Source organism: Myxococcus sp. MxC21-1 (assembly GCF_032612255.1).
Taxonomy (GTDB): Bacteria; Myxococcota; Myxococcia; order Myxococcales; family Myxococcaceae; genus Myxococcus; species Myxococcus virescens.
On record NZ_CP123278.1, the window covers coordinates 4,374,175 to 4,387,965 of the forward strand.

Annotated in this window: 2 protein-coding genes and 1 pseudogene; 2 read left to right on the top strand and 1 reads right to left on the bottom strand. The window is 70.0% G+C overall.

The genetic code is table 11. The features are described from left to right. Nucleotides 1-5: 5 nt before the first annotated feature. Entirely contained in the window at nt 6-1,463 is a 1,458-nt protein-coding gene (gene guaB, locus QEG98_RS19860) for an IMP dehydrogenase (RefSeq protein ID WP_141618079.1), read from the bottom strand. A 174-nt stretch (nt 1,464-1,637) separates the two neighbouring features. Here guaB and QEG98_RS19865 point away from each other — a divergent pair, with 174 nt between their 5' ends. Together QEG98_RS19865 and QEG98_RS41975 are read left to right on the top strand one after the other, a co-directional pair. Further along, on the top strand, nt 1,638-3,953 hold the full coding sequence (locus QEG98_RS19865) for a TIGR02266 family protein (RefSeq protein ID WP_316567719.1): 2,316 nt from the start codon (nt 1,638-1,640) through the stop codon (nt 3,951-3,953). Nucleotides 3,954-4,095: 142 nt separating this feature from the next. Continuing rightward, nucleotides 4,096-13,721 (top strand): annotated as a pseudogene (locus QEG98_RS41975) (amino acid adenylation domain-containing protein); the annotation flags it as partial. Nucleotides 13,722-13,791 lie beyond the last annotated feature (70 nt).

Below are 13,791 nucleotides of genomic sequence, written 5' to 3' on the forward strand. Positions count from 1 at the left end.
CCGGACTACCCGACGCGGTAGTTCGGCGCTTCCTCGGTGATGATGACGTCGTGCACGTGGCTCTCCTTGAGCCCGGCCGAGGTGATGCGGACGAAGGTGGCCTGGGTGCGCAGCTCGTCGATGGTGCGGCAGCCCACGTAGCCCATGCCGCTGCGGATGCCGCCCAGCATCTGGTGGACGTTCATCGCCAGGGTGCCCTTGTACGGCACGCGGCCCTCGATGCCCTCGGGCACCAGCTTCACGGCCTCCACGTCCGCCTGGAAGTAGCGGTCCTTGGCGCCCTGCTTCATGGCGCCCAGGCTGCCCATGCCTCGGTAGCTCTTGTAGCTGCGGCCCTGGTACAGGATGACGTCGCCCGGGGACTCCTCGGTGCCCGCGAAGAGCGAGCCGACCATCACCGTGTTGGCGCCCGCGGCCAGGGCCTTGACGATGTCGCCCGAGTACTTGATGCCGCCGTCGGAGATGATGGGCACGTCGTGCTTCTGGGCCTCGCGGACGCAGTCATCCACGGCCGTCACCTGGGGCACGCCCACGCCGGCCACCACGCGGGTGGTGCAGATGGAGCCGGGGCCGATGCCCACCTTCACCGCGTCCACGCCGGCCTGGATGAGCGCGCGGGTGGCCTCGGCGGTGGCGACGTTGCCTGCGATGAGCTCGAAGCCCTGGAAGTTCTTCCGGGTGTCGCGCACGCCATCCAGCACCGCGGTGGAGTGGCCGTGCGCGGTGTCCACGACGATGACGTCCACGCCGGCCTTGATGAGCGCCTCCACGCGGGCCTCGCGGTCCGCGGACACACCCACGGCGGCGGCGCACAGCAGGCGGCCCATGCCATCCTTGGCCGCGTTGGGGTGCGTGCGGCGCTTCTCGATGTCCTTGATGGTGATGAGGCCCTTGAGCTCGAAGGCGTCGTTGACGACGAGGAGCTTCTCGATGCGGTGCTCGTGCAGCAGCTTCTGCGCATCTTCCTGCGTGATGCCTTCGCGGCCGGTGACGAGCTTGCGCGTCATCATCGACTCCACCTTCTGGGTGAAGTTGGTCTCGAAGCGCACGTCGCGGCTGGTGACGATGCCCACCAGCCGCTGGCCCTTCACCACCGGGATGCCGGACACGCCGTGAAGGCGCATCAGCTCCAGCGCGCGGCCCAGCGGGGCCTCCGGTTCGATGGTGACGGGGTCCACCACCATGCCGCTTTCGAACTTCTTGACCTTGAGGACCTCGAGCGCCTGCTGCTCGGGCGTCATGTTCTTGTGGATGACACCAATGCCGCCCTCCTGGGCCATGGCGATGGCGGTCCGGGACTCCGTGACGGTGTCCATGGCCGCCGACAGGAGGGGGATGTTGAGACGGAGATTGCGAGTGAGCCGGGTCGTCAGGTCGACGTCCTTGGGGACGACCGAGCTCTCGCCCGGGACCAGCAGGACGTCGTCGAAAGTGAGGGCGAGCCGGATATCGGGGTTGAGCATGAGCGGCGCTCCCGTGGGCAGGTGCCCGCGGGGCACCACAGCCCGCGGGTGCGGTTCCATACGAGGTACGCTGCCCCGGCGCAACGGAGAAGGGCGCTGATTTTGACGCCCGTTCCCTCGGAGTTCGGGCGATAATCGCAACCCAGTATCCCCTCGCGTCTCAGGAACCGGGCATTGACGGAATCGAATCAGGCGGCGGTCGGGCTCGTCGTGAAGCTGCCCTTCGCGACGCCCGAGGAGTTCCTGGCGAAGTACGGGCCGAATGTGACCCGGGGCGGCATCTATCTGCGCGCACGCGCGGTGAAGCCACCGGGGACGGCCGTCACCCTGGATCTCAAGCTGGCGGGCGGGGAACGCATCATCCACGCGGCGGCTGTCGTTCACTACGTCACAGGTCAGGGCGGCCAGGGCGTCGTCGGCATGGGCCTGCGCTTCCTGAACGCGGATGCGCCCACCCGCCGGTTCCTGGATTCGCTGGTCGTCACCCTGCCCCACGCCCAGTCGGATGTTCCCCCGGTTCCTCCCAATGTAGGGCCGCCGGACTACACCGTCACACCCACGGAGCAGGCGCCCGTCGCCCTCGCCTCCGAGCTTTACGCGCCGGCCCCCGTGCCAGGCAGCGCTTCAGCCGAGGCAGCCGCAGCGCCGCGGATGATCTCCAACGCGGCGTTGAACCTCAGCTCGGAGGACCCGAAGCGCGCCGGTGTCGTCATCGGCATCGACCTGGGGACGACGAACTCGTGCGCGGCCTACGTCCGCAACGGCAAGCCGGGCGTGCTGCCCAGCCGCGAGGGCCACAACACGGTGCCCTCCATCATCGCCGTCAACACGCGCGGCAAGCTGGTGGTGGGTCACCCCGCCAAGGGGCAGATGCTCACCAATCCGCGCCAGACGGTGTACGGCGCCAAGCGGCTGATGGGCCGGCCCTTCGCGTCCCCGGTGGTGGAGCAGCTCAAGGACCGCTTCCACTATGAGATCGCCGCCAGTGAGAATGGCGACGCGGGCGTGAAGCTGGGCGAGCACGTCTACACGCTCCAGCAGATCTCCGCGCTCATCCTCCGGGAGGTCCGGGAGGTGGCGCAGAACCAGCTGGGCCACCCGGTGTCCCGCGCGGTCGTCACCGTCCCCGCCTACTACAACGACAACCAGCGCCAGGCGGTGCGCGAGGCCGGGAAGCTGGCGGGCCTGTACATCGAGCGCATCCTCAACGAGCCCACCTCGGCGGCGCTGGCCTATGGCTACGGCCGCAAGCTGAACCAGCGCGTGCTCGTCTATGACCTGGGCGGTGGCACCTTCGACGCGTCGGTGCTGGAGCTGAACGACAACGTCTACGAGGTCATCTCCACCGGCGGCGACACGTTCCTGGGCGGCATCGACTTCGACTCCTCCCTCGTCACGTACCTCCTGGACGAGTTCCAGAAGACCACGGGCCGCGCTTTCCAAGGGGACCGGGTGGCCCTGCAGCGCATCAACGACGCAGCCGAGCGCGCCAAGTGCGCGCTGTCGGAGCGCTCGGAGGTGCGGGTGCACGTCGCGTTCGTGACGATGATCGACAACAAGCCGTGCGACCTGGACGTCATGCTCTCGCGGCAGAAGCTGGTGGAGCTGACGGAGGGGTTGGTGGATCGCACCCTCCAGGTTTGTGAGGAGGTCCTCCGCGCGAAGAAGGTGACGCCGCAGGACATCGACGAGGTCATCCTCGTCGGTGGGCAGAGCCGCTTCCCGCTGGTGCACGAGAAGATCACGAAGTTCTTCGGCAAGCCGCCCAGCAAGGGCGTGCACCCGGACGAGGCCGTGGCGCTGGGCGCGGCGCTGCTGGCGCACAGCCTGGGGCAGTTGGAAGGCGTGGTGCTCATCGACGTGCTGCCCATGGCCATTGGCGTGGGCCTGCCCGGTGGCCGCTTCAAGGCGGTGATGGAGCGCAACACGTCGCTGCCGTCCACCAAGAGCTACACCCTGGCCTCGCACCGCGACGGCCAGACGGAGCTGGAGCTCACGGTGTTCCAGGGCGACTCCGACAAGGCCGCTGACAACGAGTACCTGGGCACGCTGAAGCTGGAGGGCCTGCCGAAGCTCCCACGTGGCGCCGTGCAGGTGAACGTCACCTTCGAGGTCAGCAACGAGTCGCTGCTGAAGGTCACCGCGCGCGAGGCCTCGTCGGGCCGCGAGGTGACGAGCACCTTCACCACGCGCGATACCCCGGAGGCCGTGAAGGCGCGGCTGGCGCAGCTCGAGTCGGAGACGCCGCCGGCGCCGGGGCCGGCAGCCGCGGCACGGAGCGCGGGCCACGCGGGGGCCACGGCCACGGGGCCATCCGCTCCGGTGAAGGTGCCCATGGCCTCGGCCGCCGCCGCGTCGGCCGCGCGGCCCGTGCTCGTTCGGCCCGCTTCGTCGGCGCCCGTGCCCTCGATTCCCGCTGTCAGTGTGACTGTTGCACCCAAGCAGAAGGGCTTCATGGGGTGGCTCAAGGGGTTGTTCGGAAGAGCCTGAAAACGCGCACTGCGCGCCCTGCTCACACTCCGCGTCATGTGTGGTTCCGGGAATTTTCCGGTGAACCTGGCCAGCCCCTAGAAGGTCGGATTTGCCTGCTATGTAGCGCCTCGCTTCCTTCCGGACAGACGAGCGCGCTCCCATGCACGAGACTCCGCGAACCCTCCTCGAAGTCCTGACCCAACGCGCCTTCAGCGAGACGGCGCACCGGAAACAGTACGCCTTTCTCGGCGATTCAGATGGTGAGGAAGCCTCGCTGAGCGCGAGGGAGCTTCACGCGCAGGCGGCGCGCATCGGCGCGCTGTTGCAGGCTCAGGGCGCGCAGGGCCAGCGTGTGTTGCTGTTGTACCCGCCGGGGCTCGACTACGTGGCGGGCTTCTTCGGCTGCCTCTACGCGGGTGCGGTGGCGGTGCCCGCCTATCCGCCGGACCCGGTGCGGCTGGAGCGCACCCTGCCCCGCCTTCGCGCCATCATCCAGGACGCCGAGGCCACGGTGGTGCTCACCACGTCCGGCATCCTCTCGCTCGCGGACTTCGTCTTCGAACAGGCGCCGGACTTCCGGGCGCTGAAGTGGCTGGCAACGGATGAGCTGCCCGCGGGCGGTGAGTCGTCGTGGATTGAGCCCCAGGTGCGCCCGGAGACGCTGGCGTTCCTCCAGTACACGTCTGGCTCCACGGGCACGCCCAAGGGCGTGATGCTCAGCCACGCGAACCTGATTCACAACCTGGGGCTGATTGCCGGCGCCTTCCAGACGGGGCCGCAAAGCTCGGGCGTCATCTGGCTGCCGCCGTACCACGACATGGGCCTCATCGGAGGCATCCTCCAGCCGCTGTTCGCGGGCTTCCCCGTGACGCTCATGTCGCCCATGTCCTTCCTTCAGCGGCCCATGCGCTGGCTGGAGGCCGTATCCCGGCATGGCGGCACCATCAGCGGTGGACCCAACTTCGCGTTCGAGCTGTGCGCGCGGCGGGCCACGCCCGAGGACATCCAGGCGCTCGACCTGCGGGCCTGGGAGGTGGCCTTCTGCGGCGCGGAGCCCATTCGCGCCGCCACGTTGGATCGCTTCGCGGAGGTGTTTGCACCCAGCGGGTTCCGCCGCGAGGCCTTCTACCCCTGCTACGGCCTGGCCGAAGGCACGCTCATCGTCACGGGTGAGGAGAAGGGCCGCGTGCCGCGGGTGCACGTCCTGCAGGACGCCGTCCTGGGCCGCGGGCAGGCGGTCCGCGTCGAGCCCGGCTCCGAGGGTTCGAGGCCCCATATCGGTTGCGGCTCCACGTTGGCCGAGCAGCGGCTGCTGATCGTGGACCCGGAGTCGCGCGTGCCGCGTGCGCCGGGCCACGTGGGCGAAATCTGGGTCTCCGGTGGAAGCGTCGCGCAGGGCTACTGGCGCAAGCCCGAGGACAGCGTGGACATCTTCCAGGCGGTCCCGGTGGGCGCGGAGGCCGGTCCGAAGTACCTGCGCACCGGCGACCTGGGGCTGCTGCTGGAGGACGGGCAGCTCATCGTCACCGGCCGGCGCAAGGACCTCATCATCCTGCGGGGCCGGAACCTGTATCCGCAGGACGTGGAGAGCATCGTGGAGCGGGCCCACCGCAAGGTGCGTCCAGGCTGCATCGCGGCGTTCGCCATCGAGACTCCGGAGGGCGAGGCCCTGGCGGTGGTCGCGGAGGTGTCGCGAGACCTGGCGGAGGCTCGGATCCGGCCGCGCTGGGCGCCGTGGCGGACACGCTGCGGAAGGCCATTGTCGCGGAGCTTCAGGTCCAGCCGCACACGCTGGCGCTGCTGCCGCCGGGCTCGGTGATGAAGACGTCGAGCGGGAAGATCCAGCGCTTCGCCTGCCGTGCCGCCCTGGTGTCCGGCGAGCTGCCCATCGTGTGGCGCAGCGGGACGGGTGTCATCTCGGGGCCCGCGCCTCTGCCCGCGCCCGCTCCGGCCATCCAGCCCGCGCTCTCCCAGGAGGCACTGGAGACGGCGCTGCGTGAGGAACTGGTGGCGGTGCTCGGCGCGGAGGCCGTTGGACAGGACGCCAGCACGCCGCTGACGTTGCTGGGCCTGGACTCGCTGGGGGCCGCCGACCTCCAGGGCCGCGTGGAGAAGCGGCTGGGGGTGCGCGTCTCCATCGCCGCGCTGTTGCAGGACCTGAGTCTGCGGTCGCTGGCGGAGTCCGTGTCCGCGGAGGGCACGGGGCGCCGGTTGCCCCCGCTCCAGCGCCGCCCCGCTGGTGACGCGCCCACCCCCGCGTCCTTCACGCAGGAGCGGCTGTGGTACCTCCTCCAACTGGATCCATCCTGGACGTCGAACCAGATTCCGGTGGCGCTGACGCTGCGCGGGACGCTCGACGTGGCGGCGCTGGAACGGGCCCTGTCGGAGGTGCTGCGCCGGCACGAGGTGCTGCGCACCCGCTTCGCGTCCCGTGATGGCGCGCTGCTTCAGCGCGTGCAGGCGGCAGGCCCTGTCTCCTTGCCGTGCCTGGACTTCACGAGCGTGAGCGGTGCCGCGCGGCAGGCGACGCTCGAAGCCCAGGCAGTGCTCGATGCGCAACGGCCCATGGACCTGGAGGCAGGCCCGCTGGTGCGCTGCTCCCTGCTGCGCTTCGGGCCGGAGGACCACGTCCTGCTGACCGTCCTTCACCACCTGGTGGTGGACGGCACGTCCGTCGCGCTGTTCATGCGCGAGCTGGCGGCCCTCTACGGCGCGTTCGTGGAGGGGCGGCCGTCGCCGTTGGCGGAGCCGGAGTTCCAGTATGGAGACTTCGCCGCGTGGCAGCGCGCGTACTTCACGCCGGATGCGCTCACCACGGAGCTGATGTGGTGGAAGGAGATGCTGGCCGGCGCGCCCCAGTTGCTGGCCCTGCCCACCGACCGGGCCCGGCCGCAGCGGTTGTCCGTCCACGGTGCTCGTCGTCTGCGCCTGCTGCCCGCGTCTCTCATGGCCCGGCTGCATGCGCTGGGACGGCGCCAGGGCGCCACGCCGTTCATGAGCGTGATGTCCGCGCTGGCCACGGTGCTGCACCGCTGGAGCGGCCAATCTGACTTCGTCGTGGGCACCGTCATTTCCGGCCGTGACGTGGCGGGCACTCGCGAGCTGATGGGCGACTGCACCAACTTCATCCCGTTGCGGGTCCGCCTGCCCGAAGCCGCGACGTCCGCGGACATGCTCTCCGAGGTGAAGTCGCGGATGCTGGGGGCGCTCGCGCATGGGTACGTGCCGTTCGAGCAGATTCTCGCGGCCGTGCAACAGCCTGGGGCGGAGCGGCGCGAGCTGTACAACGTGGGGTTCATCCTCGACGACTATGAGCTGCCGCGCGCGTTGTCCGTTCGAGGCGGGCTGACGCTCGACGTGTCCCTGGTGGACAACCACACGGCCGAGCTGGACATGACCTTCGAGGCGACGCACCGCCCTGAAGGACTGCTGATTGGCTGCAAGTACTCCGCGGACCTGTTCGATGCGGAGACGGCGGACCGGCTCCTGAGCCATCTGGAGCACGTGATTCGCGGAATGGTGGAGGCGCCGGATGCGCCGCTGACCACCCTGCCGTTGATGAGCGAGGCCGAGCGGCAGCACGCGCTCCACGGCTGGAATCCCCGCGTCGAAGCGCCTCCGTCCGGCACGCTGACGGAGCTCATCGAAGCGCAAGTCGAGCGGACGCCGGACGCGGTGGCAGTGGCGTTCGAGTCGGAGCGGCTGACGTACCGGGAGCTGGACGCGAGGGCCAACCAGTTGGCGCACCACCTGCGTGGCCTGGGAGTGGCCCCGGAGTCGCTGGTGGGCGTGTGCCTGGAGCGCTCGGTGGACATGGTGGTGGCGCTGCTGGGCGTGCTGAAGGCAGGCGCAGCCTACGTGCCGGTGGACCCGGCATACCCGAAGGAGCGGCTGGGGTGGATGCTGGAGGACACCGGGGCGTCGGTGCTGCTGACGCACGAGAAGTGGAAGACGGTGCTACCGCCCAGCGCCGCGCGAGTCGTGTGCCTGGACAGTGCGGCGGGGGAAGTGGCGAAGCAGCCGGTGACGAAGCCGTCGGTGCAGGTGGGCCCGGAGTCACTGGCGTACGTCATCTTCACCTCAGGAAGCACGGGGCGTCCGAAGGGGGCGATGAATGCGCACGGTGGCGTCGTCAACCGGCTGAAGTGGATGCAGGAGGAGTACGGGCTTGGCGGCACGGACGTGGTGCTGCAGAAGACGCCCTTCAGCTTCGACGTGTCGGTGTGGGAGTTCTTCTGGCCGCTGCTGGCGGGGGCGAAGCTGGTGGTGGCGCGGCCTGGAGGGCACCAGGAGCCGGCGTACCTGGTGAAGCTGATGAAGGCGGAGGGCGTGACGACGGTGCACTTCGTGCCGTCGATGCTGCGCGCCTTCGTGGAGGAGCCCGGGCTGGAGGGACTGGGGAGCCTGCGGCGGGTGGTGTGCAGCGGCGAGGCGTTGAGCGCGGAGCTGGTGAAGAAGGCGTACGCGCGGCTACCCGCACCGGTGGGGGTGCACAACCTCTACGGCCCGACGGAAGCAGCGGTGGACGTCACGTACTGGCCCTGCCCTCGTGGCGAGGACTTCCACCGAGTGCCCATTGGCCGCCCCGTAGCCAATACGGTGCTGTACGTGCTGGACACGCACGGACAGCCGGCACCAGTGGGCATTCCGGGCGAGCTGCACATTGGCGGCGTGCAGGTGGGACGCGGGTACTGGCAGCGGCCGCAGTTGACGGCGGAGCGATTCATCCCCGACGCCTTCAGCGGCATACCGGGCGCGCGCCTGTACCGCACCGGAGACGTGGCGCGATGGTTGCCGGACGGCACGCTGGAGTACCTGGGCCGGGCCGACTTCCAGGTGAAGCTGCGCGGCTTCCGCATCGAGCTGGGTGAAGTCGAGACCGCGCTTGCCGCGGACCCGGCCGTCCGCGACTCCGTGGTGCTGGCTCGTGAGGATTCGACGGGTGACCAGCGACTGGTGGCCTACGTCGTCCTGGACGATGCGGTGGCAGCGCAGGAGGTCGACGCGTCCTCCCAGTGGCAGGCCATCTACGACGAGGCCTACGCACGCGAGACGACGGAGAGCGAAGACCCGACCTTCAACATCGTCGGCTGGGAGGACAGCTACACCGGCGAGTCGCTGCCGCCCGCGCAGATGCGTGAGTGGGTGGACACCACCGTGGCGCAGATCCTCGGCTTCCAGCCCAAGCGGGTGCTGGAACTGGGGTGCGGCACCGGCCTCCTCCTGTACCGGCTGGCGCCTCGCTGCGAGGCCTACTGGGGCGTCGATTTCGCCCGGCCCGCCCTGGACCGCATCGAGCGCCAGCGTGAGCGCATGGGCGGCGCTCTGGATTCCGTGCACCTGCTGCACCGGAGCGTGGACGACTTCTCTGGCCTGGAGCCGGGCTCGTTCGACACAGTCGTCATCAACTCAGTCGTCCAGTACTTCTCCAGTCCTGAGTTCCTGCTCGACGTGCTCCGCGGGGCCGTGCGCGTCCTGAAGCCAGGGGGCCGGGTGTTCCTGGGCGACGTGCGGAGCCTGGAGCTGCTCGAAGCCTTCCGTGCCTCGGTGCGCTTGCACCGGACCGCGGGCCCCGTCGCCACGTCCCAGTTCGCCTACCGCGTCCAGCGCGACATCCTGGCGGAGAAGGAACTGGTCCTCTCCCCTGCCTTCTTCACCGCCTTGCCAGAGCGCATCCCGGGCATCCAGCGCGTGGAGGTGTTGCCGAAGCACGGGCGCTACGACAACGAGCTCAGCCGCTTCCGCTACGAGGTCATCCTCCACGTCGGCGACGCGGCCAAGACTCCCGTACGGCGCACGAAGCCGGACTGGGTGGACGGCGCCGGACTCACCCTGGACGGACTGCGCGAACAACTGAGCGCCCGGCCCGGACTGCTGGCCGTGCGGGGGCTCCCCAACGCGCGAGTCCTGGAACCCACCCGGCTCGTTGAACTGCTGTCCGCCACGCCTCCGCCCACGGTGGCGGGGCTTCGCGAGGCCCTGCATGACTGGCCGGGTCCCCGTGGCGTGGAGCCGGAGGACCTGTACGTTCTGGGCTCGGAGCTCGGCTACGAGGTCCGGGTGAGCTGGGCCTCCGCGCACCGGGATGGGGCGCTGGACGTGGTGTTCGCTCGCCCCGATGAGGTGGGCACGCTCGACCTGTCCCCCGAACCCAAGCAGGTCACCTCCTGGGATGGCCTTGCCAGCGATCCGCTGCGCGGGGCTCGGAGTGCACAGGCGGTGAGCCGTCTCCGCGACGCGCTGGCGGCCAAGCTGCCGCCGCACATGGTGCCCTCCGCCTTCGTGGTGCTGCCCGCCCTGCCCTTGTCTCCCAATGGCAAGGTCGACCGCAAGGCACTGCCCGCGCCGGAGGCCGAGCGCCTGGGCGCCGCGGACGCCTTCATCGCGCCCCGGACGCCCACCGAGGAGAAGGTGGCGCGCATCTTCGGTGAGATTCTGGGCCAGTCCCGAGTCGGCGCGAACGATGACTTCTTCGCGCTGGGGGCCACTCCCTGCTGGCCACGCAGGTGGTCGTGCGCGTGCGCGCGCAGCTCAACACGGAGATCTCGCTGCGGACCCTGTTCGACGCGCCCACCGTGGCCCGTCTGGCGGAGCGCATCGAATCGCAAGCCCAACTGGCCGACGCACCGGGTGTCCCGGCACTGGTCCCGCTGGAGCGCGGTCCGTCCGCTGACGAAGGACTGGCGGCATCCTTTGCGCAGCAACGGCTCTGGTTCCTGGAGCAGCTGCACCCCGGGCAGGCCGCCTACAACCTCCCCGCGGCCCTGCGGCTGACGGGACCGTTGGATGTGGAGGCCCTGCGGCGCACTTTCCTGGAAGTGGTCCGCCGTCACGAAGCGGTGCGCACCACTTTCGTCACGCGCGAAGGACAACCGGTCCAGCGCATCCACCCGGCGCCGGCTGAATGGCCGCTGCCCGAGGAGGACCTGCGCGGCCTGGAGCCCGAGGCCCGCGACGCGGCCGTGCAGGCCCGGATGGCCGAAGAGGCCCACCACGCCTTCGACTTGGAGAAGGGTCCGTTGCTGCGCACGGTGCTGCTGCGCACCGGCGCGGACGCGCATGTGCTGCTGCTGTGCATGCACCACATCATCTCGGACGGCTGGTCCATTGGCGTGCTGGTGCGGGAAGTGGCCGCGCTCTACGGGGCGCTGTCTCAGGGGCGAGAGGCCGCGCTGCCCGCGTTGTCGGTGCAGTACGCGGACTACGCCGCGTGGCAGCGGCGCGTACTGGAAGGCCCGGCGCTGGCGCCGCAACTGGACTGGTGGCGCTCACGCCTCGAAGGCGCTCCTTCGCTGGAGTTGCCCACTGACCATGCACGCCCCGCGGTCCGTAGCGGTAAGGGCGCCTCGTACTTCTTCACGCTGTCATCGGAGCAAGTCGCGGGCCTGGAGCGCGTGGCCTCGGCCCACAACGCCACGCTGTACATGGTGTTGATGGCGGGCTGGCAGGCGCTGCTCGCGCGCTACTCCGGGCAGACGGACTTTTGCGTGGGCACGTCGGTGGCCCATCGCACCCGGCCTGAGCTCGAAGGGCTCATCGGCTTCTTCGTCAACACCCTGGCGCTGCGCGCGAACGTGGATGGCGATCCGCGTTTCGAGGACCTGCTGGCGCGAGTCCGTGAGGAGTCCCTGGCGGCCTTCGCGAACCAGGACGTTCCCTTCGACCGGCTGGTGGAGGTGCTGGGCGGCCAACGCGACCTGTCGCGCACTCCACTGTTCCAGGCCGCATTCGTTCTCCAGAACGCCCCCATGCAGCCGCCCACGCTGCCGGGCATGGTCGTCGACGTGCTGCACACCGGCACGGACACGGCCCGGTTCGATGTGACCGCCCTGCTGGTGGAGCGTGGCGGGCGGCTGGAGGGAGAGCTCGAGTACAGCCTCGACCTGTTCACTCCGGAGACCGCGCGCCGCATGGTGGAGCACTTCCAGCGGCTGCTCCGCGGCGTCGTGGAGGACGCCTCACGCCGCATCAGCGCGGTGCCACTGTGGAGCGAGGCCGAACGCCACGAAGTGCTCGTGGCCTGGAACGACACAGCTGCGCCCTACCCCGCTGACACCACCGTCCATCAGTGCTTCACGGAGCAGGCGCTGAGGACTCCGCAGGCCATCGCCGTCGAGCATGAGGGCCGCACGCTCACGTATGCGGAGCTGGACGCGCGTTCCAACCAGCTCGCGCATCACCTGCGCTCGCTAGGCCTGGGCGCCGAATCGCGCGTGGGCGTCTTCCTGCACCGGGGCCTGGACTTGCTGGTGGGCCTGCTGGGCATCCTCAAGGCGGGCGGCGCCTACGTGCCGCTAGACGCGTCGTACCCCGCGCAGCGGCTGGCCTTCATGGCCGAGGACTCGGGTGTCGCCGCCATCCTCACCGAGTCGGCGTTGGAGGATGAGCTGCCCGCCGGTTCGCAGCTCATCGTGGTGCTGGATGAGGAATGGGCGCGGATTGAGCGCCAGCCGTCGACGCCCGTGGCGGGCGGGCTCGCGAGTCCCGAGCAGCTCGCGTACATCACCTACACCTCCGGCTCGACGGGGATGCCCAAGGGCGTGGCCATTCCGCACCGGGGCGTGGTGCGCCTGCTCATCGGCTCTCGCTTCGTGGACTTGGGGCCGTCGGAGGTGGTGCTGCAACTGGCGCCCCTGGCCTTCGACGCGTCCACCCTGGAGATTTGGGGCGCGCTGCTGCACGGAGCGCGCCTGGTGCTCTACCCGCAGCGCACGCCGGACCTGGCGGAGCTGGGACAGGCGCTGGTGCGGCACCAGGTGTCGGTGCTCTGGCTGACGGCGGCGCTCTTCGAGCAGATGCAGCAGCACCAGCCGGCGGCTTTGGGCACGGTGCGTCAACTGCTCGCCGGTGGTGACGTGCTCCCCGCGCCTCGCGTCCGGGAGCGGCTGGCGCAGGGCGTGGGGCTGGTAAACGGCTATGGCCCCACGGAGGGCACCACCTTCACCGCGTGCCACCGGATGGCGCCGGGCGACGCGGTGGGTGACTCCGTCTCCATTGGACGGCCCATCGCGAACACCCAGGTGTACGTGTTGGACTCGGCGATGCAGGCGGTGCCCGTGGGTGTCCCGGGTGAGGTGCTCATCGGCGGTGACGGACTGGCCCGGGGTTACCTGGGCCAGCCCGCGCTGACGGCCGAGCGCTTCGTGCCCAATCCCTTCGGGCCTCCGGGGGCCCGGCTGTACCGCTCGGGAGACCGTGCGCGTTGGCAGGCGGACGGCACGCTCCAGTTCCTGGGCCGCGTGGACTTCCAGGTGAAGCTGCGCGGCTTCCGCATCGAGCTGGGTGAAGTCGAGGCCGCGCTGCGCAACCACTCCGCGGTGGAGACGGCGATTGCCGTGGTGCGTGAGGACATCCCCGGGGACCGGCGGCTGGTGGCCTACGTGACACCGGAGGCCGTGGACACGGCGTCCGTCCGGGAACATCTGCGCCAGCGGCTCCCCGAGTACATGGTGCCAAACGCCGTGGTGGCGCTGGGCACCCTGCCCCTGTCGCCGAACGGCAAGGTGGACCGAAAGGCCCTTCCGGCTCCGGACCTCGTCGGTCTGGGGGCTGAGGACTTCGTGGCGCCCCGAACGGAGCTGGAGCAGCAACTGGCGGTCCTGTTCAGCGAGGTGCTCGGACTGGAACGCACGGGCCTGAACGACGACTTCTTCGAACTGGGAGGCCACTCGCTGCTGGCCACGCAGGTCGTGACCCGGCTGCGCGCCCAGCTTGGCGTGGACCTGCCGCTGCGCACCTTCTTCGAGGCCCCCACCGTGGCGCGCCTCGCCGCGCGCCTGGAGTCGGCGCCGCGAACCAGCACTTTGCTTCCTTGGAGCCCCTGCCCCGGCCGGCCCAGGGCGAGGCGACCTTCGGC

Coding starts and splice junctions, on each gene's coding strand:
- guaB (WP_141618079.1), bottom strand. CDS start 1,463: ATGCTCAACCCCGATATCCGGCTCGCCCTCACTTTCGACGACGTCCTG.